Origin of the sequence: Kineococcus gurbantunggutensis (assembly GCF_050871925.1) — a bacterium.
Lineage (GTDB): Bacteria > Actinomycetota > Actinomycetes > Actinomycetales > Kineococcaceae > Kineococcus.
Map to the genome: position 1 here is coordinate 1 of NZ_JBJLSG010000010.1, position 26,612 is coordinate 26,612.

The following is a 26,612-nucleotide window of genomic DNA, read 5'->3' on the forward strand; positions in this document are numbered from 1 at the left end:
GGCGGGGGCCGGGGGGTGCGGGTCCGGCGCGGCCGCGGCGGGGGAGCCGGGGGAGCCGGGGGAGCCGGGGGAGCCGAGGTCCTCCAGGGTGCGGGTGCAGGTGGCGATGAGCAGCGGCACCGCCAGCATCGCGCCCACCGCCGGCACCGCCGCGCCGGAGTCGTTGACCGCGAAGCCCACCGCCAGCAGCACCAGCAGCGCCGTGCAGCCCGGCTTCAGCGCCGGGTGCCGGTCGTAGGCGCGCTCCAGCACCGCCACCCCCAGCACGCGCGGGCGCACCAGCACGAACGCGATGAACACCGCCGCCAGCGCCAGCACCAGGCTGAGGATCCAGTTGCCCACGAGGATGCGCAGGTTCTGCGCCGCCTTGCGCTCCACCACCTGCCAGGCGCCGCCGTCCACCAGCGTCTGCACGAACCGCCCCAGGTGCGTCTGGTCGTCCACCGGGCGCAGCCAGTCCGCCACCGAGATCGCCGCCAGCACCAGCACCGTGCCCGCGCCGATGAGCAGCACCCGCCGCCACGTCACCCGCACCCCGGCCACGAACAGCGCCAGCAGCCCGAAGGCGGGGATGATCGCCGGCGGGCCGCCGAAGTCGCTGCCCAGCACGCCGTCCACGTACACGGCCACCACGCCCAGCACCGCGACCACCGCCACCGCCGCGCGCCGGCGCCCGGCGCGCAGCAGCGGGTCGGCCACCGCCACCGTCAGCAGCAGCGCGCCGGTGGCGAACAGCGCGAACTGCTGGTTGCCCAGGCCGTAGAAGCGCCCGGCGACCACCGGCTGCAGGCCGTTGAGGCTGGAGGTGATCAGCCGCGAGCCGGTCGCGGCGTCCACCGCGAGCACCGCCGCGGTGACCGCGCCCACCACGCCCAGCGGGCCCAGCGGGTGCCGGCGCCAGGGGCCCAGCAGCGCCAGGGCGGTCACCGCCGCCACGTACAGGGCCACCGCCCCGGTCACGGCCAGCAGGTGCGTGCCGGTGGAGTCCCCCGCGCGCCACCACGGCAGCGTGTTGGCCAGGAACGTCGAGGCGGGCACCGCCCCGTAGACCACGGCCAGGGCCCGCAGCCAGGACAGCACCCGCCGGCGCCCGCGCGCCCCGCCCCACGCCCTGCGCAGCGCCAGCGTCGCCACCGCGTACAGCACGAGCTGGCTGGCGGCCCAGGTGGAGAAGAACGGCGCCACCAGCGGCTGCACGGCCTGCGCGGCCGCGTCCAGGTCGCGCACCTTCTCCTCGCGCTGCGCCGCGCTCGCCCCGGCGTCGGTGCTGGTGACGGGCGCGCCGACCAGCCCGCGGGTGCCGTGGTCGCCGCCCAGCGCCAGCGCCAGGACGGTGGGGGTCAGGTCGGTGGTCTGCACGATGCCCGTCTGGCGGGTGGAGCGGCTGCCCAGCAGCCCGTCGTAGGCGCCGCCGCCGGGCTGCGGGCCGGTGGCGGCGGCGAACTGCAGGTGCGCGGTGCGCCCGGCGTCGGCGATCGAGGCGGCGATCAGCGTGGTGGCGCCGGTGCCGGTGCTGGCGGCCACCGCCTGCTGCACCGCGGCCACCACCGCGTCCACGGCGGCGACCTGCTCGGCGACCGCGGCCGCCGGCGGCTCCTCGTCCGCGGGCAGGTCCTCGGGGTCGCGCACCCGCCCGGCGTCGACGACGACGACCCGCGCGCCGGACTCCAGCGCGTCCTGCACGTACCCGCCCACCGCCCGCGGGTCGGCCGCCGGCGCGCCGGGCACGTAGCCGTCCACGCGCCCGTCGGAGCGCGCCAGCGCCACCCCGGCGCCGGGCCCGACCGCCAGGGTGCGGGTGCCGGCGGCGGCCAGGGCGTCGCCCAGCAGCCCGGGGCGCGCGCCGAAGGTGCCGGCGGCGGCGATCCGCCGGTACTCCGCCCACCCCGGCTGCGCGCCGTCGACGACGTCGGCGACGGGCGCGCAGGCGGCGCGCACGTGCTCGGCGGAGGTGCCCGCGGAGTCGGTGGCGCGCCGGCCGGCGGACAGCGCCAGCCAGCCGTCGCCCGGGCACGCCGCGGTGAACACGCTGCGCACGGCGACCGTGCCGATCGCGCCGTCCACCATCGAGGCCAGCGCGGGGGTGGCGCCGGTGGAGACGTCCTGCCAGCGCACGCCGCTGAAGCCGACGAGCACCAGCGGGGCGCCGCCCGCCGAGGGGGCCGGTGCGGCCGCCCGGGCGGGCGCGGCCAGCCCCAGCAGCACCGCCAGCGCGGCCAGGGCGGTCAGCGCGCTCAGCGCCGCGCGGGCCGGGGCGCCGGGGCGCGCGGGGGGACGGGCGGGCGTGGAGCTGGGCAGCACCCGTCCAGGCTAGGGACGCGGGCGGGCCCCGCCGCGCGCGCACGTGCCCGGGCACGTGCAGGACTGGGGGAGGATCGGCGCGTGGTCGTGCAGGGGAAGTCGCAGGCGGTGGGCCCGGGGGGCCCGGTGGACCCGGCGGGGGCCGGGCAGCGGGCCCGGCAGCGGGCCGGGCGCTCGCCGTGGGTCCTGCCGCTGGGGGTGCTGGTGCTGCTGGCGGCGGCGGTGCCGGTGGTGCACCGCTACCTGGTGGCGTACCCGGACGACCAGTGGCAGGTGGACCTGGAGGTGTACCGGGAGGCCGGGCGCAGCCTGCTGCTGGGTCGGCCGGTGTACGACGCGCTCACCGAGGCGCCGCAGCTGCTGCCCTTCACCTACCCGACGTTCTCGGCGCTGCTGTCGGTGCCGCTGGCGCTGGTGCCGTGGACCGCGGCGGGCTGGCTGTGGACGGGGGTGCTGCTGGCGCTGCTGTGGGCGGTGGTGGGCCTGGCGTTCGGCCCGCTGCTGCGGCGCGCCGGGCGCTGGGCGCCGCTGGCCCAGGGCGCGGTGGCCGCGGCGTGCGTGTGGATCTCCCCGGTGGGCGAGAACGTGCGCTTCGGGCAGGTCAACCTCGTGCTGGTGGCGCTGTGCCTGCTGGACGTGGTGCGCGGCGCCGACGGGGTGCGCCTGGGGCGGGTGCGGGTGCGCTGGCCGCGCGGGGCGCTGGTGGGCGTCGCGGTGGCGGTGAAGCTCACCCCGGGGGTGTTCCTCGTCCACTTCGCGATCACCCGGCAGTGGCGCGAGCTGCGCAACGCGGTGCTCTCGGCGGCGGGCGTGACGGTGGCGACGTTCCTGGTGGCCCCAGAGGCCTCGCTGGAGTTCTGGACCTCGGCGCTGCTGGACCCCGACCGCCTGGGCCCGAACGCGGGCTCGTCGAACCAGTCGATCCGCGGCTTCCTGCTGCGCCTGTACCTGTCGCAGGAGCTGACCTCGCTGCTGTGGCTGGTGGCCGCCGGCGCGGCGGCGGTGGCGGGCTTCGCGGTGGCGCGCCGCATGCACCGGCGCGGGGCGCTGGTGGGCGAGGTCGCCGCGTGCGGCGTGGTGGCGCTGCTGGTCTCGCCGGTGTCGTGGCTGCACCACTTCGCGTGGGGCGTGGTGGTGCTGGGCGCGCTGGTCGGCGACGGCCGCGAGCGCCGGCGCGCGGTGGCGGCGCTGGTGGGCTTCGCGCTGCTGTGCGTGGCCTGGCCGTGGTGGGGGGCGAACCTGCTCGCCGGGCGCGACGTGCCGGTGCCGCTGGCGCGCGCGGTGCAGAGCGGGGACCTGTGGTGGGCGCTGGCCTCGCTGGTGGCGCTGGTGCGCCTGGTGGGGGTTCCGCGACCGGCCCGCGGGGAGACCGTCACGCCCGGGAAGGTCTCACCGTCCGTGATCGATTAGTAGCTCTGTGTTTAGCCTGCGGTGACCCTGGGCAAGAGCGGTCAGCAAGACCGATCCGTCCACGCCAGGGGGAACCGTGAACCAGACGACGCACGCGCTGCGCCCGACCGTCGACGCGTGGGAGTGGCAGCTGCGCGGCTCGTGCCGCGACGCCGACCCGGAGCTCTTCTTCCACCCCGAGCTCGAGCGCGGCGCCGCCCGCCAGCACCGCGACGCCGCGGCGCTGGCCGTGTGCGCCGAGTGCCCCGTGCTGCGCCAGTGCCGCGAGCACGTCCTGTCCCACCGCGAGGTCTACGGGGTGTGGGGCGGGCTCACCGAGGACCAGCGCGAGGAGATCTGGAGCGCCCGGCAGGACCGCCGCCGCCTGCGCCGCGCCAGCTGAGCCCGCTGCGCCGACCGGGGCGCGCGGTCCGGTCCCCTCCCGGGCCCCGCGCCCCGGCCGGTGCAGCGGCCGGCGCGGGATAGCGTTCCGCCTCGTGCCCCGCTACGCGTACTTCGGCCCCGTCGGCACCTTCTCGGAGGCGGCGCTGCGCACCGTGGTGCCCGACGCCCCGGCCGAGGCGATGGCCAGCGTCGACGCCACCATCGAGGCCGTGCGCAGCGGCGCCGCCGACGTCGGCTGCGTGCCCATCGAGAACTCCGTCGAGGGCGGGGTGCCCGCCACCCTCGACGGCCTCGCCAGCGGCGACCCCCTCGTCGTGGTCGCCGAGGTCGTCCTGCCCGTCTCCTTCGTCCTGGCCGCCGCGCCCGGCACCGCGCTGGCCGACGTGCGGCGCGTGAGCACCCACTCCCACGCCTGGGCGCAGGTGCGCCACGGGCTGCACCAGCGCCTGCCCGGCGTCTCCTACGTGCCGGCCACCTCCACCGCCGCCGCCGCCGAGGCCCTGGCCGCCCAGCGCGACGGCGGGCCCGCCGCCGGCTTCGAGGCCGCCGTGTGCGCGCCCTTCGCCGCCGAGCGCTTCGGCCTGGACGTCCTGGCCGAGCGCATCGAGGACCGCTCCGGCGCCCAGACCCGCTTCGTGCTGCTCTCGCGCCCGGGCACCCTGCCCGCGCGCACCGGCGCCGACAAGACCTCCCTGGTCGTCTTCCTGCGCGAGGAGCGCCCCGGCGCCCTCGTGGAGGCCCTGGAGCAGTTCGTCACCCGCGGCATCAACCTCACCCGCATCGAGTCCCGCCCCGCCGGCGACGCCCTGGGCCGGTACTGCTTCTCCATCGACTGCGACGGCCACCTCGCCGACGCCCGCGTCGGCGAGGCCCTCATGGGCCTGCACCGGGTCTCCGAGCGGGTGCGCTTCGTCGGCAGCTACCCGCGCGCCGACGGCGGCGCCACCGTCCTGGGGCACGGGCCCAGCGACGCCGACTTCGCCGACGCCCAGCGCTGGCTGGAGCACCTGCGCGCCGGCGGCGCCTGACCCGCCCGCCCGGGCGGGGCCCGGCGCGCCCGCTCAGGCGTGCTGCGGCGGGCAGCGCACCAGCAGCACGCCCGGCTCCACCGCCACGCCGATGCGCAGGGCGGTGCCGACGGGGTCGCCGTCCAGCTCCACCTCCTGCGGCTCGGCGCAGCGCACCTCGAAGGTGCGCCCGCGCAGCCGCTGCACCCGCCGCTGCCCGCGCCGGTCGCGGGTGAGGATCGCCCAGACCACCTCGCCCCAGGCGATGCCGCCGCGCGGGGAGAGCACCACCGCGTCCAGCAGGCCGTCGTCCACGCGCGCGTCCGGCATGAGCACCAGGTTGCGCGTCAGCCGCCCGCAGTTGCCCACGATCACGGCCCGCGTGCGCACCGGCTGGAGCCCGCCGCCGTCCACGCCCACCCGCACCCGCGCCTGCGGCCCCCACAGCGCCCGCGCCCCGGAGACCACGTACGCGCCGTAGCCCAGGTGCCGCTTGAGGCGGTCCTCCACGCCGGCCATCACCGCCGCGTCGAAGCCCAGCCCGGCCATGACGAGGAACAGGTGCTGCTCGGGGTCGGCGTCCGAGCCGGTGCGGTCCACCGTCAGCCAGCCCACGTCCACGGCCGTGTCGGGGGCGGAGAACACCAGGTCCAGCGCGGCGGCCAGGTCCGCGTGCGGCACGTCCAGGTTGCGCGCCAGCAGGTTGCCGGTGCCGGCCGGCAGCAGGCCCATCGGCACCCCGGTGCCCGTCATGGCCTCCGCGACCGCGCGCACCGTGCCGTCGCCGCCGACGGCCAGCACGATGTCCACCCCCGCCGCCAGCGCCTCGCGGGCCTGCTCGGCGCCGCGCTCGGCCGGGGTGGTCTCCAGCCACAGCGGGTCCTCCCAGCCGTGGGAGCGGAAGACCGCCGCGGTGTACGCCTGCCGGCGGCGCACCGCGTGCTCGTCCAGGTGCGCGAACTTCGAGGGGTTCACCACGATCCCGGCCCGCGGGCGCGCGGGCCGCTCGACCCGCGCCGGCACCGGCGACGGCGGCGGGGCGGTGGCCTCCACCAGGGCGCGCAGCCGGCGGGCGGTGCCGCGCTCGCGCACCAGCAGCGCGCCGGTCACCACGAGCAGGACCGCCAGCACCACGGCGAGCGCGCCCGCGTCCCACAGGTCGCCCGCCGCCACCCGGGCACGCTACCGGGGCCCGCGCGCCCGCGGGCCCGCCGCCGCGCCGGGGCCCGCGCCGCGGCCGCTCCGTTAGGGTTCACCGGGTGATCGACCTGCGACTGCTGAGGGACGAGCCGGACACCGTCAAGGCCAGCCAGCGGGCCCGCGGCGAGGACGAGTCCGCCGTCGACCGCGCGCTCGCCGCCGACGTGCGCCGGCGCGGCGCCATCGCCGAGTTCGAGCGGCTGCGCGCCGAGCAGAAGTCCCGCGGCAAGGACGTCGCGAAGGCGAAGGGCGAGGAGAAGCAGGCGCTGCTGGCGGGCGTGAAGGAGCTCTCCGAGCGGGTCAAGGCCGCCCAGGCCGAGGCCGACGCCGCCGCCGCGGAGTTCGACGAGGTGCTGCGCTCCATCCCCAACGTCGTCGAGGACGGCGTGCCGCCGGGCGGGGAGGACGACTACGTCGTGCTGGAGGAGGTCGGCGCCAGGCCGGAGCTGCCCGAGGGCCTGGAGGCCTGGCGCGACCACCTGGAGATCGGCGAGCTGCTCGGCGCGATCGACACCGAGCGCGGCGCGAAGGTGTCCGGCTCGCGGTTCTACTTCCTCACCGGCGTCGGCGCCCGGCTGGAGCTGGCGCTGCTGAACCTCGCCGTCGCCCGCGCCGTCGAGGCCGGCTTCACCCCGATGATCACCCCGACGCTGGTGAAGCCGGAGGTCATGGCCGGCACCGGTTTCCTCGGCGCGCACGCGTCGGAGGTGTACCGGCTGGAGGAGGACGACCTCTACCTCACCGGCACCTCCGAGGTGGCGCTGGCCGGCTACCACGCCGACGAGATCCTCGACCTGTCGGCGGGCCCGAAGCGCTACGCGGGCTGGTCGGCCTGCTACCGGCGCGAGGCCGGCTCCTACGGCAAGGACACCCGCGGCATCGTGCGGGTGCACCAGTTCCACAAGGTGGAGATGTTCTCCTTCTGCCGCCCCGAGGACGCCGCCGCCGAGCACCGCCGCCTGCTGGAGCTGGAGCGCGCGATGCTCGCCGCGGTCGAGGTGCCCTACCGGGTCATCGACACCGCCGCCGGGGACCTGGGCAGCTCCGCGGCCCGCAAGTTCGACTGCGAGGCGTGGGTGCCCTCCCAGGGCGCCTACCGGGAGCTGACCTCCACCTCGAACTGCACGACGTTCCAGGCGCGCCGCCTGGGCGTGCGCGAGCGCGTGGAGGGCGAGGGCGGCACCCGCCCGGTGGCGACCCTGAACGGCACCCTGGCCACGACCCGCTGGATCGTGGCGATCCTGGAGAACCACCAGCAGCCCGACGGCTCGGTGCGCGTGCCGCAGGCGCTGCGCCCGTACCTGGGGCTGGACGTCCTCACCCCCGCCTGAGGCGCCGCGCCCGGCGCGGGCAGCCGCGCCGCGCCCGGCGCGGGTGCCCGCCGCACGGGTGGTGCGCGCCGCGCCGCCGAGCCGTCCGGCCCGGCGGGAACTAGGGTCGGCCCCGTGAACGGGGGGCTGCGGGGCGCGCTGGTCGCGCTCGACGTCGACGGCACGATCGTCGACCACGACGAGGCGATGTCGGACCGGGTGCGCGGGGCGGTGCAGCGCGTGGCGTCCTCCGGGGCGCACGTCGTGGTCGCCACCGGCCGCTCCCTGCACGGGGTGCTGCCGGTGCTGCAGCGGCTGGACCTGCACGAGGGGTTCTGCGTGTGCAGCAACGGCGCCGTCACCGTGCGCCTGGACCCCGCCGCCCCCGAGGGCTACCGCGTCGTCGCGCTGCACACCTTCGACGCCTCCGGGGTCGCCGGCGTCCTGCGCGAGGGCATCCCCACGGGGCTGTTCGCGGTGGAGGTCCTCGGCCGCGGGTTCAAGGTCACCGCCCCCTTCCCGGACGGGGAGCTGACCGGCGAGGTCGAGGTCGTGCCCTTCGAGGAGATGTTCGACGAGCCGGTGATGCGCGTGGTGGTGCGCAGCCCCGAGCACACCCCCGCGCAGTTCAGCGCGCTGGTGGAGTCCGTCGGCCTGCACGGGGTGGCGTACTCGGTGGGCTGGACCGCGTGGCTGGACCTGGCCCCGGACGGGGTGACCAAGGCCAGCGCCCTGGAGGACGTGCGGGTGCGCCTGGACGTGCCGCGCTCGGCGACCCTCGCGGTCGGCGACGGGCGCAACGACGTGGAGATGCTGCAGTGGGCCGCGCGCGGCGTGGCGATGGGCAACGCGCCCGAGGAGGTGCGCGCCGTCGCCGACGAGGTCACCGCCGGCGTCGACGACGACGGCCTGGCCGACGTCCTGGAGGACCTGCTCGAGCGCGGCGAGCGCGAGGCCCGCGCGGCCTCCTGAGCCCGGCCCCCTGAGCCCGGCCCGCTGAGCCCAGCCCCTGAGCCGGGCCCCCGCGGGTTCAGGGACGGCGCCGCGCTGCCGATGGACCCGGTGCACCGCAGCGTCCCCGGGCAGGCCGGGCCGCCGGTGGCGGGTCCTGCAGCGGGCCCCACGCGACCTCGCCGCGCCGAGGCCGGAAGCCGGAAGGACGGGCCCACCCGTGTTCGGACGCAGCACCCCCCGCCCCGCGCCCGCCACCGCGCCGATGCCGCGCGACGTGGAGGCCCTGGAGGCCGTCCTGGCCGCCCTGGACGCCGGCGTCAGCGGTGAGCTGGACGCCCACCGGGCCGTCGTCGGCGCCCTCACCGCCGCGCTGGACCTGTCCTACGGGGCGGTGTGGCTGCCGGTGCCGGGCACCGGCGCCGCCGGCGGGGCGTTCCGGCTGGCCGCCGAGGTCGGGCGGCTGCGCGACGCGCTCGCCGCCGGCGGGACCACCGCGATCACCCTGGACGCCCAGCAGCTGCGCTGGGCCGCCGGCCAGACGATGGCGGTGCTCGACGAGGCCTCCACCGCGGCGGTGCCCACCTACGAGCGCTGGGTGGTGGCCCGCCGCGCCGGCGCCGGGCAGGGCGCGATCCTGCCCGTGGTCGTCGGCGGGCGCGTCGTGGCGCTGCAGGAGTACTACGGGGCGGCGCCGCTGCCGTTCTTCGGCGGCCGCGACGAGAAGTGGAAGGCCATCGGCCGCGTGATCTCCCACGCCGTCCAGCACGCGCTGACCGCCGCCGCCCTGGAGGAGACCCTCGGCGACCGCGAGGCCGTCACCACCGTCATCGCCCGCGTCGGCGAGGCGGGCGACGCCGACGCGGCCCTGCGCACCGCGCTGGAGACGGTGCGCGAGGCCTTCGGCTGGGCCTACGGCTCGTTCTGGCGCCTGGACGAGGACAGCCGCGCCCTGAGGTTCCAGCTGGAGTCCGGCTCGGCCGGGCAGGAGTTCCGCGACGTGACCCTGCGCGCCTCCTTCGCCGAGGGCGTGGGCCTGTCGGGCCGGGCGTGGAAGGCCCGCGACCTGGTCTTCGTGCAGGACCTGGCCGAGGTCACCGACTGCGTGCGCGCCCCCGCCGCCCAGCGCGCCGGCGTGAAGTCCGGCGTGTGCTTCCCGCTGCTCAGCGAGGGCCGGGTCGTCGGCACGATGGACTTCTTCACCACCGAGTCCGTCGAGCTGTCCGCCTCGCGCGCCGCGGCGCTGCGCAACGTGGCCCAGCTGCTGTCCCAGCGCCTGGAGATCCTGCACCGCGCCGAGCGCGACGCCTCCTCCGCGCGCGCCCTGCTGGACACCGTCTCGCGCCTGCGCCGGGCCGCGCAGAACTCCGACCGCGTGGCCGGGGAGGCGCGCGGGCAGGCGCAGGCGATGGTCGCCGAGGTCGGCGCCCTGGAGCAGGTGACGACCTCCGTCGGCGACGTCATCAAGATCATCTCCGGCATCGCCGGTCAGACGAACCTGCTGGCGCTCAACGCCACCATCGAGGCCGCGCGCGCCGGGGAGGCCGGTCTCGGCTTCGCCGTGGTCGCCGACGAGGTCAAGGAGCTGGCCCGCGAGACCGCCGAGGCCACCCAGCGCGTCAGCGAGCAGATCGCCGACATCCAGTCCAGCAGCCGCAGCGTGGCCGCGGGCATCGGGGAGACCGGGCGCGTCATCGGCGAGCTGGACGCGGTGCAGGCCGACATCGCCGCGGTCCTGTCCGAGCAGGAGCAGCTCGCCGGCGAGCACGGGCGCTGAGGGCGGCGGCGCCCCCGGCGGCCCGGGCCCCCGGCGCCCGTCCCTCAGGCGGTGGGCGCGACCCGGGGCCCGACCGCGGGGTGGACCACGGGCTCGGCCTCGGCGCTGATGGTGATCCGCACGCGCAGGTCGCCGAGGATGACCTCCACGGCCTCGCTGGGACGTCCGCACAGCGACAGGCCCTGCTGCTCGGCGCGCCGGCGCAGCTTGCCCTGCACGGTGCTCAGCGCCCGCAGGGTGTCGGCTCTCCACTCCGCCTCGCCGACGATGCTGGTCACGACGAGGTGCTGACGGCTTCCCATGTGGTCCCTCGGTGCACGTCGCAGGTGCGCCCGCCGGCCGCCCGGTTGGAGACGGCGGGGAAGGCCGACGGGGTCCGGGTCGACGTTCCCCACCAGCATGCCCCACCGGGACCGGTCCGGGCAGCCGGACCGCGCCGAGCGGGGCGCGGCGGGTGCGCGGGCCCGGGTGCGCGGTCGGTGCGCCGGCCCGGGGTGCGCGGCGGCGGGGGCCGGGCCAGGCTCGGCGGGTGCACCGTCCCGGGACCGCCGCCCCGCCCCGCACCACCGCACCCGCTGCACCCGCCGGGCCGCTGGGCCGCGTGCGCGGCACCTTCCGCGCCCGCGTGGCCGGCGACCCCACCGGGGCGCCCGGCTGGGTGCGCGAGATCGCCGTCGTCGGCGGCCGCGAGGGCTGGTTCGACCCCTCCGGGGTGGTGTGGGCCGTGCACGGCGGGCTGACCACCCTCGTCGGCGGCCTCGTCGCCCTGCTCGGGCAGGCCGCGCACCCGCTGGCGCTGGCGGGCGTGCAGGGCCACTCGAACTACCGCGAGGACCCCTGGGCGCGGCTGGCGGGCACCGCCCGCTGGCTGGCGGTGTGCACCTTCGGCTCCGCGGAGCTGGCCGAGCGCGACTGCGCGCGCGTGCGCGGCATGCACCGGCGGGTGCGCGGCACCACCGCCGACGGGCGCGCCTACTCCGCCGGCGACCCCCAGCTCCTGCGCTGGGTGCACCTGGCCTTCACCGACGCCTTCCTCGCCGCCCACCGCGAGCTCGGCGCCGACCTCGCGCCCCGCTTCGGGCCGCGCTGGGCGGACGCCTACGTGCGCGACTGGGCCCGCACCGCCCGGGCCCTGGGCGCCGGCGACCTGCCCGGCAGCGAGGCGGAGCTGGCCGAGGCCCTGGCCGGGTTCGCGCCGGTGCTGGAGCCGGTGCCGGCGGACCTGCGCCGCTTCCTGCTCGCCCCGCCGGGCCTGAGCCGCCCCGAGGTGCCCTTCTACGCCGGGCTGTCGGGCGCGGCGGACCTGCTGCTCTCGCCGGTGGTGGCGCCGCTGGCCGGGGCGCCGGGGCGCAGCGCGCGCGGCCCGCGCCAGCGGCTGCGGCTGGCCGCCACCCGCGCCCAGCTGCGGGCGCTGCGCGCGGTCACCGGCCGCGAGCCGTGGGAGCAGGCCGGGCGCTTCCGCACGGGCACGGGACCGCGGCCGGACTGGCTCTGAGCCCGGCGCGCCGCGCGCGCCGCGCCCGCCGCACGTTTCCCCGAACCGGTTCAGGGGCATCCCCCGTACGTCGGGGCGACGGCCGGCGCGGGGGACCCGCGTCCCGGCCGCGTGGAGCCGTCGCGAGCCCCGGCGCGCGACAGGCCCGACCCCTCGCCCTGGAGACCGCCCGTGCCCGGCAGCTCACCGACGCCCGACCCCTCCACCACCTCCACCGCGGCCGCGCGGGCCGCCCGGGGCGCCCGGGGCGTCGGCTCCGCGCCGCCCGGGGCGTGCCCGCCGCAGCGCACCGGTGCGCCCGGCGCCCCGCGCCCGCGCGCGGACGAGGTCCCCGACCCCGCCACCGCGGTGGCCGACGCCGCCGCCGCGGACGTCGCCCCCTCGGCCGCGGGCCCGGCGGTCCCCGAGCCGCTGGCGCGACCGCTGGCGGAGCCGCCGGCGGAACCGCCGCGCGCGGCTCCGGCGCAGCCGCCGGCCGGGCGTCCGCGCCCGCCCCGCACGTTCGGGCTGGTGCTGCTGCTGGGGTCGATGGCCGCGCTGGGCGCGGTGAACACCGACCTGTACCTGCCCTCGCTGCCGCAGGTGGCGCGCGACCTGGGCTCCTCCGCGGCCGGCGCCCAGCTCACGATCACCGTCGTGCTGGTGGGGATGGCGCTGGGGCAGCTCGTCGTGGGCCCGCTGAGCGACCGCTACGGGCGCCGCCCGCCGGTGGTGGCCGGGTGCGCGCTGTTCGTCGTGGCCTCGCTGCTGTGCCTGGTGGCGCCCACCCTGCCGGTGCTGGTGGCGCTGCGGTTCCTGCAGGGGCTGGGCGTGGCGGCCGGCGCGGTGACGGGCATGGCGGTGGTGCGCGACCTGTTCACCGGGTCCACGGCCTCGCGGCTGATGTCGCGCCTGGTGCTCGTCATCGGGGTGGCGCCGCTGTTCGCGCCCACCCTGGGCGGGGCGCTGGCGGGCGTGGCCGGGTGGCGGGCGGTCTTCGCGGTGCTGGCCCTCGCCGGCGCCGGGGTGCTGCTGGCGGTGCGGCTGCGCCTGCCCGAGACCCGCGCGGACGCCCCCGCCGCCGGCCCCGCGCCCGGTGGGCGGGGGGTGCGCGCCACCCTCGCGCAGGCCCTGGGCACGTACGCGCGGCTGCTGCGCGACCCCCGCTTCGTGGGCTTCGCCCTGCTGCCGGGCCTGGCCATGGCGGTGATCGTCTGCTACGTCTCCGTCTCGCCGTTCGTGTTCCAGGAGGTGCACGGGCTGTCCACGACGCAGTTCGCGCTGCTGTTCGCGGTCAACGGCGTCGCCCTGGTGGGCGGCACGCAGCTCAACGCGGCGCTGGTGTCCCGGCACGCCCCGCTGACGCTGCTGCGGGTGGGCGTCACCTGCTCCGCGGCGCTCTCCCTGGTGCTGCTGGTGGTGGTGCTCACCGGCGCCGGCGGGTTCGCCGGCCTGCTGGTGGTGCTGTGGTTCCTGCTGGGCGTGGGCGGCCTCGTCTCGCCCAACGCGGTCACGTGCGCGCTGGAGGAGCACGGCCGCACCGCCGGCTCGGCCGCCGCCCTGGTCACGGCGGCGCAGTCGGGCGTCGGCGGCGCCGTCGGCATCCTGGCGGGGGCGCTGGGCGGCGACGCCACGGCCATGGCGGCCGTCATGGTCGGCGCGACGCTGACCGCGGCGTGCTCGCTGCTGGTGGCCGTGCGCGCCCGCCGCGCCGCGGTCGCCCCCGCCTGAGCGCGCTCACACCCCCACGTCGCGCCGGCGCAGGTCCTCGACGGTCTCGCGGCGCACCAGCAGCCGCGCGGTGCCGGCGCGCAGGGCGACCACCGGCGGGCGCGGCACGGCGTTGTAGTTCGAGGCCATCGACGCCTGGTAGGCGCCGGCGGCGGGCACGGCGACCAGGTCCCCGGCGCGCACGTCGGCGGGCAGGTCCACGGCCGGGGCGAGCACGTCGCCGGTCTCGCAGTGCCGGCCCACCAGCGCCACCTCGCGCACGGGCGCGCCCGCGGGCCGGCCCAGCAGGCGCGGTTCGCCCAGCGCGCCGTACAGGGCCGGGCGCGGGTTGTCGCTCATGCCGCCGTCGACCGCGACGAAGGTGCGCCGGCCGGTGGTCTTGACCCCGACGACCCGGTACAGCACCGCCCCGGCGGGGGCGACCAGGGCCCGGCCCGGCTCGACGAGCAGGCGCGGCACCGGCAGGCCCGCCGCCGCGCAGGCCGCCTCCAGCTCCCCGCGCAGCACCCGCGCCAGCCGCGCCACGTCCAGGGCGGCCCCGCCGGTGCGCGAGGCGACGCCGTGCCCGCCGCCGAGGTCCACCTCGCGCACCACCACGCCGGTGCTGTTGCGCACCCGCGCCGCCAGCGCCACGAGGCGGCGCGCGGCGAGCGCGTACGGCTCCACCTCGGTGACCTGCGAGCCCAGGTGGCAGTGCAGGCCGGTCAGCTCCAGCGCCGGGTGCTCCCGCACGGCGGCCACGGCCGCGGTCAGCTCCGGCCCGTCCACGCCGAACTGCGCGTCGGCGGTGCCGGTGCGGACCTCGGGGTGGGCGCCGGCCTCCACGTGCGGCACGACGCGCAGCAGCACCCGCTGGCGCGCGCCCGCCGGCAGCAGGGCCGCCAGCCGGTGCGCCTCGTCAGCGCTGTCCAGCACCACGCGCCCCACGCCGGCCTCGACGGCGGCGCGCAGGTCCTCCCCGCTCTTGGCGTTGCCGTGCAGCAGGACCCGGTGCGCGGGCACGCCGGCGTCCAGGGCGCAGCGCAGCTCCCCGGCGGAGCAGGCGTCCACCCCCAGGCCCTCGTCCTTCAGCCAGGACAGCAGCCCGCGGCAGGCGAACGCCTTCGCCGCGTAGTGCACCGCCACCCGGCCCCGGGCGTCCGGGCCCCCGAAGGCGCGGCGGTAGGCGCGGGCGCGGGCGCGCACCTCGCCCTCGTCGAGCACGTGGCAGGGGGTGCCGAAGCGCCGGGCGACCTCCGTCAGGGACACCCCGGCCACGCGCACGTCGCCGTCGGCGGTCAGCGCGGCCGAGGCCGGCCAGGGGGCGGCCAGCGCGGCGGCGCGCTCGGCCACGGCGGTCACGCCGCGACCCGGGGCGCGGGCACGGCCGCGGGCGCGGTGGTCACCGCGGGCGCGGGCACCGCGGCGGGCACCGCGGGCGCGCTCCCTCCCAGCGGCGCGGGCAGCGGCGCGCACAGCACGGGGTCGACCACGAGCGCGTCCACGCCCAGCGGGGCCAGCAGCGCCCGCACGGCCCGCTCGGCGAGCTCCACGTGGGGCCGCTGCTCCCCGAGCACCCGGTGCATCAGCTCGCGCGAGGTGAAGGCGACGGCGGTGCGCCGGCCGCGGGCGTCGGCGAAGACGGCCAGGCGGCAGCCGGCCGGGGTGGGCCGCACCGGCACGAGCAGGGGGGCGGGCCGCGACGAGGGGGTGCGCGGTGAGGGGGCGGGCGACGAGGGGGTGTGCACGGGGTGTCCTCGGGTCTCGGTGGTGCCGGGCGGGGTCCCGCCCGCTGCCGACCCTGCGCCCGCGCCCCCCGCGCGCGGCAGGCGCCCTGACGGGGCCCTGACGGCCCCTGACGCGACCTTGACGCGGCCCGCGCGCCGAACCGCCGCGCACCCCGCGGCGCGGGCGCCACGCTGCCGGGGTGAGCTCGCACCTGCTGTGCGCGGAGCACCTGCGCGCCGACGTCCGCGTCCCCGCCACCGTCCTGCTGGGCGGCACCAGCCTGTGCTGCGCGTGCTGCCGCGCGCTGCAGACGGCCACCCCCGCCGCCCCCGCGGCGCCCCCCCTCGGGGGGTGAGGGGGCAGAAACCGCTTCACAGCGGGCCCGGCGGTGCCGTGGGATGGCCACGTGCACGCCACCGGCCCCGAAGCGCTGCAGGTCCGCGTCCTGGGGGAGCTGGAGGTCCTCCTGCCCGGCGGGCCCGTCGCCGTGGGCGGTGCGGTGCCGCGCGCGCTCGTGCAGCGGCTGGTGCTGGCCGACGGCGCCGTGGTCACCGACGCCGCGCTCGCCGAGGACCTCTGGGACGGCGCCCCGCCGCCCAGCGCCACCGGCTCCCTGCAGGCCCACGTCTCCCGCCTGCGCCGCGTCCTGGAACCGGCCCGCGCGCCCGGCGAGGAGCCGCGGGTGCTGGTGCGCCGCGGCCCCGGCTACGCCCTGCGGCTGGCGCCGGGCGCCGTGGACGCCGCCCGCTTCGAGGAGCTCGCCGCCCGCGGCCGGGCGCTGCTGGAGGTCGACCCCGCCGGGGCCGCGGCCGCCCTCGACGAGGCGCTGGGGCTGTGGCGCGGGCCCGCCTACGCCGACGTCGCCGCGCGGCCCTTCGCCGCCGCCGGGGCGCGGCGCCTGGAGCAGCTGCGCACCGCCGCCCGCGAGGACCGCGCGGCCGCCGACCTCGCCCTGGGCGAGGCGGTGCGCGCCGCCGCGGCCGCGCAGGTGCTCACCGCCGAGGAGCCGCTGCGCGAGCGCGGCTGGGAGCTGCTGGCGCTGGCCCTGTACCGGCAGGGCCGGCAGGCCGACGCGCTGGCGGCCCTGCGCCGGCTGCGCGAGGTGCTCGCCGAGGAGCTGGGCACCGACCCCGGCCCCGCGGCCGCCGCGCTGCACCGCGCCGTGCTGGCCCAGGACCCGGCGCTGCTCGCCCCGGCCGAGGGCGCCCCGCGGCGGCCCCCGTCGGCGGCGGTGCGCGCCACGAGCAACGTGCCCACGCCGGTGTCGCCCACCGTGGGGCGGCGCCGGGAGGTCGCCGAGGTGGGCGCGATGCTCGCCGCGCACCGGCTGGTCACCCTCGTCGGGCCCGGCGGCGTCGGCAAGACGCGCCTGTCGCTGGAGGTGGCGCGCGGGCTGCTCGGCGGCGACGGCCCGTGGTTCGTGGAGCTCGCCGGCGTCCCCGAGGGGCGCCTGCTGCCCGAGGCGGTCACCACCGCCGTGGGGCTGGTGCCCGTGGGCGGCACGAGCGCGCTGGCCGCCGTGCTGCGCGCGCGCCCGACGGTCCTCGTGCTCGACAACTGCGAGCACCTGCTGGACGACGTGGCGCCCTTCGTCAGCGAGCTGCTCGGCGCCTGCCCCGACCTGCGGGTGCTGGCCTCCAGCCGCGAGCCGCTGCTCGTGGACGGCGAGCACACCTACGCGGTGCCCGCGCTGTCCGGCGGGACCGGCGGCGAGGCCGTCCGCCTCTTCCTGGACCGCGCGCGGGCGGTCTCGCCCGGCTGGGAGCCGGACGCGGCCGAGCTGGAGCGGGTGGCGCGCGTGTGCGCGGCGCTGGACGACCTGCCGCTGGCGGTGGAGCTGGCGGCGGGCCAGCTGCGGGCGCTGCCGCTGGCGGAGGTCGAGGCCCTGCTCGACGACCGCTTCGCCCTGCTGCGCGGCAGCCGGCGCGCCGGTCCCCGGCACGCCACGATGCAGGCCGCCGTGGAGTGGTCCTACGACCGCCTCGGGGCGGCCGAGCAGGAGGTCTTCCGCGACCTGGCCGTCTTCCGCGGCGGCTTCACCCTGCAGGCGGCCCGGGAGGTGCTGGACCGCCCCGACGTGGCGCCGGTGCTGGCGGACCTGGTGACCCGCAGCCTGGTCACCGTCTCCGGCCCCGCCTCCGCCCCCGGCGGCGCGCGGCGCTACCACCTGCTGGAGACGCTGCGGTTGTTCGCCCTCTCGCGCACGCCCGCGCCGCGCCGCCGGGAGCTGGCCGCCCGCCACGCCGAGTGGGTGGCCGGCGTCGCCGCGAACGTCGAGCCGGCCCTGCGCGGGCGGCTGGCGGCGCTGGAGACGGAGCGGTTGCGCGAGGAGAGCGCCAACATCCGCGCCGCGCTGCACGAGAGCGACCCGGCCACCGTGGTGCGCGTGGCCGGCGGCTTCTTCTGGTTCTGGTACCGCGAGGGGCTGGTGACCGAGGGCCTGGGCCACCTGCTGCCGGCGCTGGCGGCGGTGGACGAGGGCCGCGGCGGCGACGTCGACGACGCCGCGCTGGCGCGCGCCTGGACGGGCGCGGCGCTGCTGAGCTACCTGGCCGGTGACCTGCCGGCCGTGCTGCGGGCGCTGCGGCGCACCGCGGAGCACGCCGCCCGCTCCGCCTCCCCGCTGGTGCGGGCGCAGTCGCTGGCCACCGTGGCGTACTTCGAGGCGTTCTCCGGGCAGCTCGCGCGGGCGCGCGAGCACGCCGGCGCGGCGCTGGCGATCTGCCGGGCCGTGGACCACGAGCCCACGCTGGCCGAGACGCTCATGGTGCTGGGGGAGGTGGAGCGGCGCGACGGCGACCACGCCGCGTCGCTGCGCCGCCTGGAGGCCTCCGTGGCCGCGGCCGACGCCACCGGCTACTCCTGGGTGGGGCTGTCCGCCCGCTGGGTCCAGGCGAAGACGGCGCTGGACCTCGGCGACGTCCCCGGCGCCTGGGCGGCCGCCGCCGACAGCCTGGAGCGGGCCTACGCCGTGGGGGAGACCACCTCGTGGCTGGTGGCGCTGGCGACCCTCAGCCACGTCCTGCACCGCGCCGGGCGCCCGGTGGAGGCCGCCGAGCTGGCCGGCGTGGTGGCCTGGCGGGGCGGGCGGATCGGCTTCTCCCCGGCGGTGATGGACCCCGACCTGCGCGAGCACGCCGCCGCCCTGGCCGCGGCCCTGCCGCCGGAGGAGCACGCCCGCGCGGCCGGGCCCGGGCGCACGGCCGACCCGGCGGCCGTGGGGGAGCGGGTGCGGGCCCTGGGCGCGGAGCTGGGGTTCGCCCCCGCCGTCCCCGCCGGGGGCTGCGCCGTCAGGTGAGCGCGCCGTCGCCGGGGGCGACGTCGGTGAGCTGCACGATGCGGGTGCGGCCGGACTCGGTGGTGCTCCACGTGGCCCCGGGCCCGGCGCCGGCCGCCGCGCCGGGCAGGTCCGCCAGGGCGCCCTCGCCGCCGGTGAGCACCAGCCGCGCGCCGCGGCGGCGCTCGGCGGCGGCCGCGGCGGCCAGGTCGCCCTCCGCGGCGGCGCGCAGCAGGCGCCGCGCACAGGCCGGGTCCTCCACCAGCACCTGCACGTGGCGCGCGCGGGAACCCTCGGGGCCGGGCGCGGGGCCGGGCGCGGGGTCGGCGGGCGTCCGGGTCAACGGGCCTCCTCGTCCGGTGCCGGCGGGGTCCGGCGGGGGCACCCTCGCGCCCGGGCCTTGCGGCGCGCTTGCGGCCGGCCAGCGGTCTCGCCCCCGCACACCCGCGCCCGCCCCGGTGCCCGCCGCTGCTGGCACGATGGGCCCGTGAGCACCGAGGCGCAGGCCACCACCGTCGACAACGCGGGCGAGGCGGCCTTCGCGCCGGCCTGGCGCCTGGTCGCCACCGACCTCGACGGCACGGTCGTGCCGCACGGGCGCCCGGTCTCGCGCCGCACCCTGGACGCGTTCGCCGCGTGCGCGGCCGCGGGCATCCCCGTGGTGCCGGTGACGGGCCGCCCGCCGCGCTGGGTGACGCCGCTGGCGCAGGAGGCCGGGCTCGGCGGGCAGGTGGTGTGCGCCAACGGCGCCGTCGTCTTCGACCTGGACAGCGGCGAGGTGGTGCGCCGCCACGCCCTGGACCCCGACGCGGTGCGCGAGGTGGCCGCGCGGCTGCGCCCGGTGCTGCCGGGCATCGGCTTCGCGCTGGAGGCGGTCACCGGCTTCCGCCGCGAGGAGGCCTACGCGACGACCTTCGACACGGGCCTGGAGCACGCCGTGGGCGACCTGGAGGAGCTGCTCGCCGGCTCCCCGCCGGTGGTGAAGGTGCTGGCCAAGTGCCCGGGGGCGGGCAGCGACCGGATGCTGGAGGTGGCGCTGCGCGAGGTGGGCGACCTCGTGGGCGTCACGCACTCCAACGCCGCGGACTCCCTCATCGAGGTGATGGCGCTGGGCGTGAGCAAGGCGAGCACCCTGGCGGAGGTCGCGCGCGACCGCGGCAGCGGACCCGAGGGCGTGGTGGCCTTCGGGGACATGCCCAACGACCTGGAGATGCTGCGCTGGGCGGGGCGCTCCTACGCCGTCTCCGACGGGCACCCGGCCGCGGTGGCGGCCGCCGACGACGTCGCGCCGGCGTGCGGGGACGACGGCGTGGCGCAGGTGCTGGAGCGCCTGCTCAGCCGGCGTGCGGGGTGATCGGGCCGATCCCGCGCACGAGCACGGGCACGCCGTCGACGCGCTCGGGCAGCTCGGGCCGGTCCGCGTCGTCGTGCACGTTCACCTTCACCGCCCACTCGCGGTGGTGGCGGGTCAGGCCGATGCCGTTCACGCGCGAGTCGCCGCCCACGAGCTGACGGACGTGCGCCTTCGCGGCGCGCGCGGCACCGGCCCCGCCCCGGGAAGAGGGGTCCACACCGTCGGTGTCACCAGGGGTCACACGACCAGTGTGGCACCGAGGGCGTCGAGCACAAGGCCGATGGGGTTGCAGAACGTGAGCCCGGTGCCGTTCTCGCCGCCGCGCTCGCTGCCCGCGAACAGCAGCCCGACGGCCTGGCGGGTGTCGGGCCGGTAGACCAGCGAGCCGGAGTCGCCGCCGGCGGAGAACGCGCCGCTCAGGCCGGTGACCTCCACCTGCCCGTCGAAGGAGACGACGCCGACGGGGTACTCCACGGCCACGTCGTCGAGCTCGATGGCGGTGATCCGCCCGCGGGTGTGCCCGGTGGTGCGGCCCACCTTCTCCACCTCGACCTCGTCGTCGGCCTCGGCCCAGCCGGTCAGCCGGCCCACGGGGTAGACCGGCTCGAAGCCCGCGGGCCCCTCGACGTCCTCCAGCAGCACCAGGGCGGCGTCCACGCCGTTGCCGCCGCCGGCGTCCAGGGGCACCGCGCGCGCCAGGCGCCCGACGCGGTCGGCGGCGGTGCCGCCGTCGGCGGGGCCGGGCTGCAGGACCGGGTCGTCGAGCGCGGCCTGGTCGGAGTCGGCGACGACGTGGTTGTTGGACAGGGCGTACACGCCGTCGGAGCCGGTGACGGTGACGAAGGCGCCCAGGGTGCCGGCGGTGACGTCGCGGTGCGCGATCGACAGGCCCGGGTGCAGGGGGCGCACGCGCCGGCGCAGCTCGGCGGGGGTCCAGGTGCGCCCGGCGGCGGGGGCGGTCAGGGCCCGCACGCGCCCGACGTCGCGCACGTCGATCTCGGCGGCGGCGGCGGTGCCGGCCAGCTCGCGCGCCTGGCCCAGCAGGTTCTCCCCGCGCTCGCCGGAGTAGCGCACGGCCAGGCCGTAGCGCGGCCCGTCGGCGCCGCGGCCGAGCAGGCTGATGCCGACACTGGCGACGCCCTCCGGCGCGGCCAGCGAGGCCACCGCGACCGAGCGGGCGCGCAGCCGGGCCTTGAGCTCACGAGCGTTGTCGATGTGCACCGCAGGTCCTCCTGGCAGCCGTCCGTGCTCTGACGTTCACACTCTGGCACCGGCCCCCGACAGAGGGCCCCGGCGCGGGCCCGGCGGGGTGCTCAGCGCAGCCCGGCGAGCTCCTCGGCGCGCACCACGGCCCGCTCCACCGAGGCCAGCGAGCCCCCGCCGACGCGGACCATCGCGGCGGCCTCGGCGACCTGCGCGCAGGCGGTGGCGGTGCGGGTCAGGCGCCGGTGCACCTCGGGGTGGCGGCCCTCGGGGCCGCCGGGGACGGTGAAGCCGTCCGAGGGCGCCTCGGCCTGCGCCTGCAGCGCCCGGGCGCGCGCGGCGCGCGCGACCAGGTCCACCCGCGGCAGGTACGCCTCCAGGGCGGTGCGCTCGGGCCCGGGCGGGCACCCGTCGACGACCTGCTCGACGCGGCGCACCGCCCGGTCCACCGAGTGCTCGGCGCGCGCCCACACCCCCTGGCCCAGCGGGTCGGGGGTGCGGCGCCAGAACGCGAGCCTCAGCGCCCTCGCCTCACAGGTACTGGCCGGTGCCGCCGGGCTGCGCGCGCGGGATGCCGCCGCGGCCGCCGGGGACCCCGGGGGCGCCGGGCACGGCGCCGGGCAGGGCGCGGCGCATCTCCTGCAGCTGCGCCTGGGCGGCCATCTGCTGGGCCACCAGGGCGGTCTGGATGCCGTGGAAGAGGCCCTCCAGCCAGCCCACGAGCTGGGCCTGGGCGATGCGCAGCTCGCTCTCGGAGGGCGCGGCGCCCTCGGCGAAGGGCAGGGCGATGCGGCGCAGCTCCTCCACGAGGTCGGGCGCCAGGCCGTCCTCGAGCTCGCTGAGGGAGCGCTCGTGGATCTCGGCGAGGCGGTGGCGGCCGGCCTCGTCCAGCGGCGCGGAGCGCACCTCCTCCAGGAGCTGCTTGACCATGCTGCCGATCCGCATGACCTTGGCGGGCTGGCTGACCAGGTCCGCCGGGCCGGGGGCACCCTCCTCGGGCGGTTCCGCGATGCCCATGCCCTGCGGGGTCACCACGACCACGCGCGGGTCGGCGCCGTCGGCGGGCTCGCGCCGCACGTCGGGCGCCGTGGGGTCTTCGGGGGGCTGGGGGTGCTCGGACATGGCCCCCATCCTGCCGCCGATCGCGCCGTCAGGCCCGCGCGCGCGCCCGCCGCGGCAGGGCGCCCGCCGCGAGCAGCACGGTGGCGGCCACGGCCAGGCCGGGGGCGGCCACGGCGGTGCCCAGGCCCGCGCCCGGGACGGCGTAGGCGGCGACCAGCGCGGCGGCGCAGGCCGCGGGCACCCCGGCGGCCAGGGCGGCCACCCGCCCGCGGCGCGGGACGGCGGGGGCGCGCCCGCGGCGGGGGCGCTCGGGGGCCAGGGCCTGGGCCAGGGCGAAGGCGGCGGAGCCGACGAGCGCGGAGGCCAGCGGGTCGCTGACGCGGTGCCAGCCCTCGGCGACGACCATGGCGGCCATCGCGCCGGAGGCCAGCGCCCCGGCGGGGGCCAGCACCCAGCGCCAGCAGGGCGGGGCGGCCGCGAGCAGGCCCAGGCACACGCCGAGCACGCCGGCGGTGTGGCCGCTGGGCAGGCTGTTGTGGGTGCTGGCCGCCTCGACCAGGTCGGGGCGCTGCAGCACGACGAGCTTGAGCAGCTCGGTCGCGCCCAGGGTGGCGGCGGCCACGGCCAGGCCGAGCCCGGCGCGGGCGGGGGAGCGGCGCGCCAGCCCGGCCAGCACGACGAGCCCGGCGCCGGCGAGCAGGTGCACCGGCTCCAGGTGCCCGGCGAGGTGCAGCAGGCGCTCGCCCGGCGCGGGCAGCCCGGCGTCGGCCGAGCGCAGCGCGGCCTCGTGCACGGCGTCCTCGGCGGCCTGCCCGCGCGCGGTGCGCACGCAGACGGCGTAGAGGACGGCCAGGGCGGCGGCGTGCAGCAGCGCGGCGGCGGTGAGGGCGCCGGCGCCGCGCCGCTCGGCGCCGCGCCGGGGCGGGGCGGGGGCGGTCGGGACGGTGCTGGACGTCACCGTCCCACTGTGCGGCACGCGGGCGCCGGGTGCCGCGCCGGTGCGCGCGGGGTCCGCGCACGTCGTGTGCAGCGGGTGTGCAGCGCTCGTGCGCGCCCCTCCCGCACGCCCCCGCGCGGGCGCCTCAGCGGGAGGCGCGCTCCAGGGCGGCGACCTCCTCGTCGGTCAGCTCCAGGTCCAGGGAGGCCAGCAGCGGGCCGACCTGCTCGACGGTGCGGGCGCTGGCGATGGGCGCGACCACGGTCGGCCGGCTGCGCAGCCAGGCCAGCGCCACGGAGGGCACCTCGGCGCCGTGCGCGGCGGCGACCTCGTCGAGGGCGGTGAGCACGCGCTGGCCGCGGGGGGTGTCCAGGTGCGCGGAGGCCTTGGCGCTGCGGGCGCTGTCGGGGCTCTGGCCGGGGCGGTACTTGCCGGAGAGGAAGCCGGAGGCCAGGGCGAAGTACGGCACCATCGCCAGGCCCTCGGCGGCCACGACGTCGGCGGGGCCGGACTCGTACTCCTCGCGGGCGACGAGGTTGTACTCGTTCTGCAGGGCGACGTAGGCGGCCAGGCCCTCGCGGCGGGAGGTCTCCAGGGACAGCCGCAGGCGCGGGCCGGTGAAGTTGGAGGCGCCGATCGCGCGGACCTTGCCGGCGGTGACGAGCTCGTCGAAGGCGCCGAGGGTCTCCTCCACGGGCGTGGACTCGTCGTCGGCGTGCGCCCAGTACAGGTCGATCCGGTCGGTCCCCAGCCGCTGCAGGGAGGCGTCGACGGCCTTGCGGACCGTGCCGGCGGCCAGGCCCTCCAGGCCGGGGGCCTTGCCGACCTTGGTGGCCAGCACGACCGCGTCGCGCTTGCCGGACTTCGCGAACCAGCGGCCCAGGATCGTCTCGGAGATGCCGGCGCCGCCCTCGCTCCAGGCGGAGTAGACGTCGGCGGTGTCGACGAAGTCGCCGCCGCCGTCGACGAAGGCGTCGAGCACGCGGTGCGACTCCTGCTCGTCGGAGGTCCAGCCGAAGGTGTTGGCGCCCAGGCTCAGCGGGCGCACGTCGAGTTCGGAGGTGCCGATGCGGGTCATGCGCCCAGCACAGCACCGGGGGGCCGGGTGCGCGCGCGGAGCACCCGTCCGGCGCACGGCGTGCGGACAGTGCACTTGACGCCTTCTTTGCACTGAGTGCACAGTGGTGCGGTGCCCACCTCCCCGCCCCTCGCGCCCCTGCGCGAGCGCCGCCGCGCCGAGACGACCGCCGCCGTGGCGCGCGCCGCGCTCGACCTGGCCTGCGAGCGCCCCTGGGCCGAGGTGACCGTCGACGACGTCGCCGCCCGCTCGGGGATCTCGCGCCGCACGTTCTTCAACTACTTCCCCTCCAAGGACGAGGCGCTGCTGCACTTCGCCCCCGCCTGGGACGCCGACCTGCTCGCCGCGTTCCGCACCGGCACCGGCCCCGCCCTGGACGCGCTGGAGGAGCTGCTGGTCACCCAGACCGAGCGCGCCCACGTCCACCGCGAGGACGGCCGGCGCTTCTTCGGCGTCGTGCACGACAACCCCGTGCTGCTGCCGGTGCTGCTCGGGCGCGTCTCCGCCGTCGAGGAGGAGCTGGCCGCCGCCGTGCGCCAGCGCGAGCCGGACGCCGACGACGTGCGCGCCCGCGTGCTCGCCGCCTGCGCCGCCTCCGTCTCGCGCGTGGCCGCCCAGCGCTGGACGGCCGACCCGGGCACCGACCCGGTCGCCGCCGTGCGCGACGCCTTCGCCGCCCTGCGCGGCGTCACCCGCTGACGCGGACCCCCGCGGACCCCCGCGGACCCCACCACCCGCCCCGCCCCGTCAGGAGCCGCCCGTGACCGCCGCCGCACCACCCGCTCAGCACCGGGGCGACCGCGCCCCCCGCACCGGGTGGATCTTCACGTCCCTGATGCTCGTCATGCTGCTGGCCTCGCTCGACCAGACGATCGTGGGCACCGCGCTGCCCACGATCGTCGGCGAGCTCGACGGCCTGGAGCACATGAGCTGGACCATCACCGCGTACACGCTCGCCCTGACGATCGCCATGCCGGTCTACGGCAAGCTCGGCGACCTCGTCGGCCGCAAGAACCTGTTCCTGGTCGCCATCGCCCTGTTCCTGCTCGGCTCGGCGCTGTGCGGGTTCGCGCAGGGGATGGTCGAGTTCGTCCTCTTCCGCGGCCTGCAGGGCCTCGGCGGCGCCGGCCTGATGATCATGTCCCAGACGATCATCGCCGACGTCGTGCCCGCCAAGGACCGCGCGAAGTTCATGGCCCCCATGGGCGCCGTGTTCGGCGTCTCCGCCGTCGCCGGCCCGCTGGTGGGCGGCTGGCTGACCGACTCCGTCGACTGGCGCTGGGTGTTCTGGATCAACCTGCCGCTGGGCGTCGCCGCGCTCGCCGTCGCCGCCCTGACCATCCACCTGCCGAAGCGCAGGAACACCGCGAGGATCGACTACGCCGGCATGGTGACCCTGGCGCTGGCCCTGACCGGCACCGTCCTGGTCACCAGCTGGGGCGGCACCGAGCACGCCTGGGGCTCGGCGACGATCCTGGGGCTGAGCGCGGCCACCGTCGTGCTGGCCGTCGCGTTCGTCCTGATCGAGCTGCGCGCCCCCGAGCCGGTCCTGCCGATGCGCCTGTTCCGCAACCGCACGTTCGTCGTCACCACCCTGCTCGGCTTCGTCGTCGGCGCCGGGATGATGGGCGCGCTGGCCTACCTGCCCACCTACCTGCAGATGGCCTACGGCGTGGACGCCACCGAGTCCGGCCTGCTGCTGCTGCCGATGGTCGTGACGCTGCTGGTCACCAGCATCGCCTCCGGCGCCGTCGTCTCCCGCACGGGCCGCTACAAGGCCCTGCCGGTCGTCGGCACCCTCGTCGCCGGCGCCGGCATGCTCCTGATGTCCACGCTGGACCTGGACACCCCGCTGTGGCTGCTGTGCGTGTACGTCGCCGTCCTCGGCGCCGGCCTGGGCCTGTTCATGCAGATCATCGTGCTGGCGGTGCAGAACGCCGTGCACCCCCGCGAGATCGGCACCGCGACCTCCTCGAACAACCTGTTCCGCGAGCTGGGCGTCACCGTCGGCGTCGCCGTCCTGGGCACGGTCTTCACCAGCCGGCTCACCGAGCGCCTCAGCGGGCTGCTCCCCGGCGGCGTCACCGCCGGCGGTCACGGCACCTCCTCGCTCACCCCGGAGGTCGTGCGCTCGCTGCCCGCCGACGTCGCCGACGGCGTCGTGGACGCCTACGCCACCTCGCTGACGCCGATCTTCCTGTGGCTGGTGCCGATGTTCCTGCTGGGCACCGTCATCGCCCTGTTCCTGCCGGAGGTGCCGCTGTCCTCCACCGCCCCCGTCGGCGAGGCGGAGGCGGAGGCGCTGGGCGAGCGGGCCGCGGCGGCCGCCACCGCCCCGGCGCCCGCGCCCACCGCCCCCACCGGACTCACCGGCCCCACCGGCCAGGTGCCCGCGCAGGCCGGCGCACCGGACACCGACGGGGCGGCGGCGGACCCGCGCCCCTGACGC

At 78.7% G+C, this 26,612-nt stretch carries 25 protein-coding genes; 13 read left to right on the top strand and 12 right to left on the bottom strand.

Annotation, left to right across the window (positions count from 1 at the left end):
* The coding region (locus tag ACRYR7_RS03015; protein ID WP_432570579.1) for a hypothetical protein at nucleotides 1-2,301 on the bottom strand (2,301 nt) is incomplete at its 3' end.
* Nucleotides 2,302-2,382: 81 nt separating this feature from the next.
* Between ACRYR7_RS03015 and ACRYR7_RS03020 the strand changes: the two genes are divergently transcribed.
* The 3 genes from ACRYR7_RS03020 to pheA all read left to right on the top strand — a co-directional run bounded on the left by ACRYR7_RS03020 (nucleotide 2,383) and on the right by pheA (nucleotide 5,123).
* Nucleotides 2,383-3,711, top strand: coding sequence for a glycosyltransferase 87 family protein (locus ACRYR7_RS03020; protein ID WP_432570580.1), 1,329 nt, complete (start codon nucleotides 2,383-2,385; stop codon nucleotides 3,709-3,711).
* Nucleotides 3,712-3,787: 76 nt separating this feature from the next.
* Nucleotides 3,788-4,093: a WhiB family transcriptional regulator gene (locus ACRYR7_RS03025; protein ID WP_432570581.1), complete on the top strand. Its 306-nt coding sequence runs from the start codon at nucleotides 3,788-3,790 to the stop codon at nucleotides 4,091-4,093.
* A 94-nt stretch (nucleotides 4,094-4,187) separates the two neighbouring features.
* A complete protein-coding gene (gene pheA / locus ACRYR7_RS03030; RefSeq protein WP_432570582.1) occupies nucleotides 4,188-5,123 on the top strand; it encodes a prephenate dehydratase in 936 nt (311 codons plus the stop codon).
* 33 nt (nucleotides 5,124-5,156) lie between these two features.
* Here the strand turns inward: pheA and ACRYR7_RS03035 are convergent, their stop codons facing one another.
* Nucleotides 5,157-6,275 (bottom strand): diacylglycerol/lipid kinase family protein, encoded by a 1,119-nt coding sequence (locus tag ACRYR7_RS03035; RefSeq protein WP_432570583.1) that lies wholly within the window; start codon nucleotides 6,273-6,275, stop codon nucleotides 5,157-5,159.
* An 86-nt stretch (nucleotides 6,276-6,361) separates the two neighbouring features.
* Between ACRYR7_RS03035 and serS the strand changes: the two genes are divergently transcribed.
* From serS to ACRYR7_RS03050, 3 genes are all read left to right on the top strand, one after another.
* Nucleotides 6,362-7,633, top strand: a complete 1,272-nt coding sequence (gene serS, locus ACRYR7_RS03040; protein WP_432570584.1) for a serine--tRNA ligase — start codon at nucleotides 6,362-6,364, stop codon at nucleotides 7,631-7,633.
* Between the two features lie 114 nt (nucleotides 7,634-7,747).
* Nucleotides 7,748-8,584, top strand: a complete 837-nt coding sequence (locus tag ACRYR7_RS03045; RefSeq protein WP_432570585.1) for an HAD family hydrolase — start codon at nucleotides 7,748-7,750, stop codon at nucleotides 8,582-8,584.
* Between the two features lie 244 nt (nucleotides 8,585-8,828).
* Nucleotides 8,829-10,340, top strand: coding sequence for a methyl-accepting chemotaxis protein (locus ACRYR7_RS03050; protein WP_432570636.1), 1,512 nt, complete (start codon nucleotides 8,829-8,831; stop codon nucleotides 10,338-10,340).
* 44 nt (nucleotides 10,341-10,384) lie between these two features.
* Here ACRYR7_RS03050 and ACRYR7_RS03055 read toward each other — a convergent pair whose 3' ends face one another.
* Complete coding sequence (locus tag ACRYR7_RS03055) at nucleotides 10,385-10,618, bottom strand: hypothetical protein (protein WP_432570586.1); 234 nt, start codon at nucleotides 10,616-10,618, stop codon at nucleotides 10,385-10,387.
* 251 nt (nucleotides 10,619-10,869) lie between these two features.
* Here ACRYR7_RS03055 and ACRYR7_RS03060 point away from each other — a divergent pair, with 251 nt between their 5' ends.
* Both ACRYR7_RS03060 and ACRYR7_RS03065 read left to right on the top strand, forming a co-directional pair.
* Nucleotides 10,870-11,835 (top strand): oxygenase MpaB family protein, encoded by a 966-nt coding sequence (locus ACRYR7_RS03060; RefSeq protein WP_432570587.1) that lies wholly within the window; start codon nucleotides 10,870-10,872, stop codon nucleotides 11,833-11,835.
* Nucleotides 11,836-12,006: 171 nt separating this feature from the next.
* The gene (locus tag ACRYR7_RS03065; RefSeq protein ID WP_432570588.1) at nucleotides 12,007-13,545 is read left to right on the top strand and encodes a multidrug effflux MFS transporter; all 1,539 of its coding nucleotides are present in this window, start codon (nucleotides 12,007-12,009) and stop codon (nucleotides 13,543-13,545) included.
* A gap of 6 nt (nucleotides 13,546-13,551) precedes the next feature.
* Here the strand turns inward: ACRYR7_RS03065 and lysA are convergent, their stop codons facing one another.
* Together lysA and ACRYR7_RS03075 are read right to left on the bottom strand one after the other, a co-directional pair.
* Nucleotides 13,552-14,886, bottom strand: coding sequence for a diaminopimelate decarboxylase (gene lysA, locus ACRYR7_RS03070; RefSeq protein ID WP_432570589.1), 1,335 nt, complete (start codon nucleotides 14,884-14,886; stop codon nucleotides 13,552-13,554).
* Nucleotides 14,883-15,272, bottom strand: a complete 390-nt coding sequence (locus ACRYR7_RS03075; protein ID WP_432570590.1) for an SAV_915 family protein — start codon at nucleotides 15,270-15,272, stop codon at nucleotides 14,883-14,885. Before ACRYR7_RS03075 ends, lysA begins: the two co-directional genes overlap by 4 nt.
* 179 nt (nucleotides 15,273-15,451) lie before the next feature.
* Between ACRYR7_RS03075 and ACRYR7_RS03080 the strand changes: the two genes are divergently transcribed.
* A complete protein-coding gene (locus tag ACRYR7_RS03080; protein ID WP_432570591.1) occupies nucleotides 15,452-15,607 on the top strand; it encodes a hypothetical protein in 156 nt (51 codons plus the stop codon).
* Nucleotides 15,608-15,658: 51 nt separating this feature from the next.
* Entirely contained in the window at nucleotides 15,659-18,550 is a 2,892-nt protein-coding gene (locus ACRYR7_RS03085; protein ID WP_432570592.1) for an AfsR/SARP family transcriptional regulator, read from the top strand.
* On the opposite strand, the gene ACRYR7_RS03090 is transcribed toward ACRYR7_RS03085, so the two are convergent.
* On the bottom strand, nucleotides 18,543-18,872 hold the full coding sequence (locus ACRYR7_RS03090; protein ID WP_432570593.1) for a hypothetical protein: 330 nt from the start codon (nucleotides 18,870-18,872) through the stop codon (nucleotides 18,543-18,545). The genes ACRYR7_RS03085 and ACRYR7_RS03090 overlap by 8 nt on opposite strands.
* Before the next feature lie 144 nt (nucleotides 18,873-19,016).
* Here ACRYR7_RS03090 and ACRYR7_RS03095 point away from each other — a divergent pair, with 144 nt between their 5' ends.
* Complete coding sequence (locus ACRYR7_RS03095) at nucleotides 19,017-19,883, top strand: HAD family hydrolase (RefSeq protein ID WP_432570594.1); 867 nt, start codon at nucleotides 19,017-19,019, stop codon at nucleotides 19,881-19,883.
* On the opposite strand, the gene ACRYR7_RS03100 is transcribed toward ACRYR7_RS03095, so the two are convergent.
* From ACRYR7_RS03100 to ACRYR7_RS03125, 6 genes are all read right to left on the bottom strand, one after another.
* Entirely contained in the window at nucleotides 19,864-20,124 is a 261-nt protein-coding gene (locus ACRYR7_RS03100) for a hypothetical protein (protein ID WP_432570595.1), read from the bottom strand. The genes ACRYR7_RS03095 and ACRYR7_RS03100 overlap by 20 nt on opposite strands.
* Entirely contained in the window at nucleotides 20,121-21,104 is a 984-nt protein-coding gene (locus ACRYR7_RS03105) for a chymotrypsin family serine protease (protein ID WP_432570596.1), read from the bottom strand. The genes ACRYR7_RS03100 and ACRYR7_RS03105 overlap by 4 nt, the downstream gene beginning before the upstream one ends.
* Before the next feature lie 92 nt (nucleotides 21,105-21,196).
* On the bottom strand, nucleotides 21,197-21,523 hold the full coding sequence (locus ACRYR7_RS03110; RefSeq protein WP_432570597.1) for a hypothetical protein: 327 nt from the start codon (nucleotides 21,521-21,523) through the stop codon (nucleotides 21,197-21,199).
* Between the two features lie 94 nt (nucleotides 21,524-21,617).
* Complete coding sequence (locus ACRYR7_RS03115) at nucleotides 21,618-22,208, bottom strand: bacterial proteasome activator family protein (RefSeq protein WP_432570598.1); 591 nt, start codon at nucleotides 22,206-22,208, stop codon at nucleotides 21,618-21,620.
* A 28-nt stretch (nucleotides 22,209-22,236) separates the two neighbouring features.
* A complete protein-coding gene (locus ACRYR7_RS03120) occupies nucleotides 22,237-23,106 on the bottom strand; it encodes a phosphatase PAP2 family protein (protein WP_432570599.1) in 870 nt (289 codons plus the stop codon).
* Between the two features lie 124 nt (nucleotides 23,107-23,230).
* A complete protein-coding gene (locus ACRYR7_RS03125) occupies nucleotides 23,231-24,163 on the bottom strand; it encodes an aldo/keto reductase (RefSeq protein WP_432570600.1) in 933 nt (310 codons plus the stop codon).
* Nucleotides 24,164-24,274: 111 nt separating this feature from the next.
* Between ACRYR7_RS03125 and ACRYR7_RS03130 the strand changes: the two genes are divergently transcribed.
* Nucleotides 24,275-24,862: a TetR family transcriptional regulator gene (locus ACRYR7_RS03130; RefSeq protein ID WP_432570601.1), complete on the top strand. Its 588-nt coding sequence runs from the start codon at nucleotides 24,275-24,277 to the stop codon at nucleotides 24,860-24,862.
* Between the two features lie 61 nt (nucleotides 24,863-24,923).
* Complete coding sequence (locus ACRYR7_RS03135) at nucleotides 24,924-26,609, top strand: MDR family MFS transporter (protein WP_432570602.1); 1,686 nt, start codon at nucleotides 24,924-24,926, stop codon at nucleotides 26,607-26,609.
* Nucleotides 26,610-26,612: the final 3 nt, after the last annotated feature.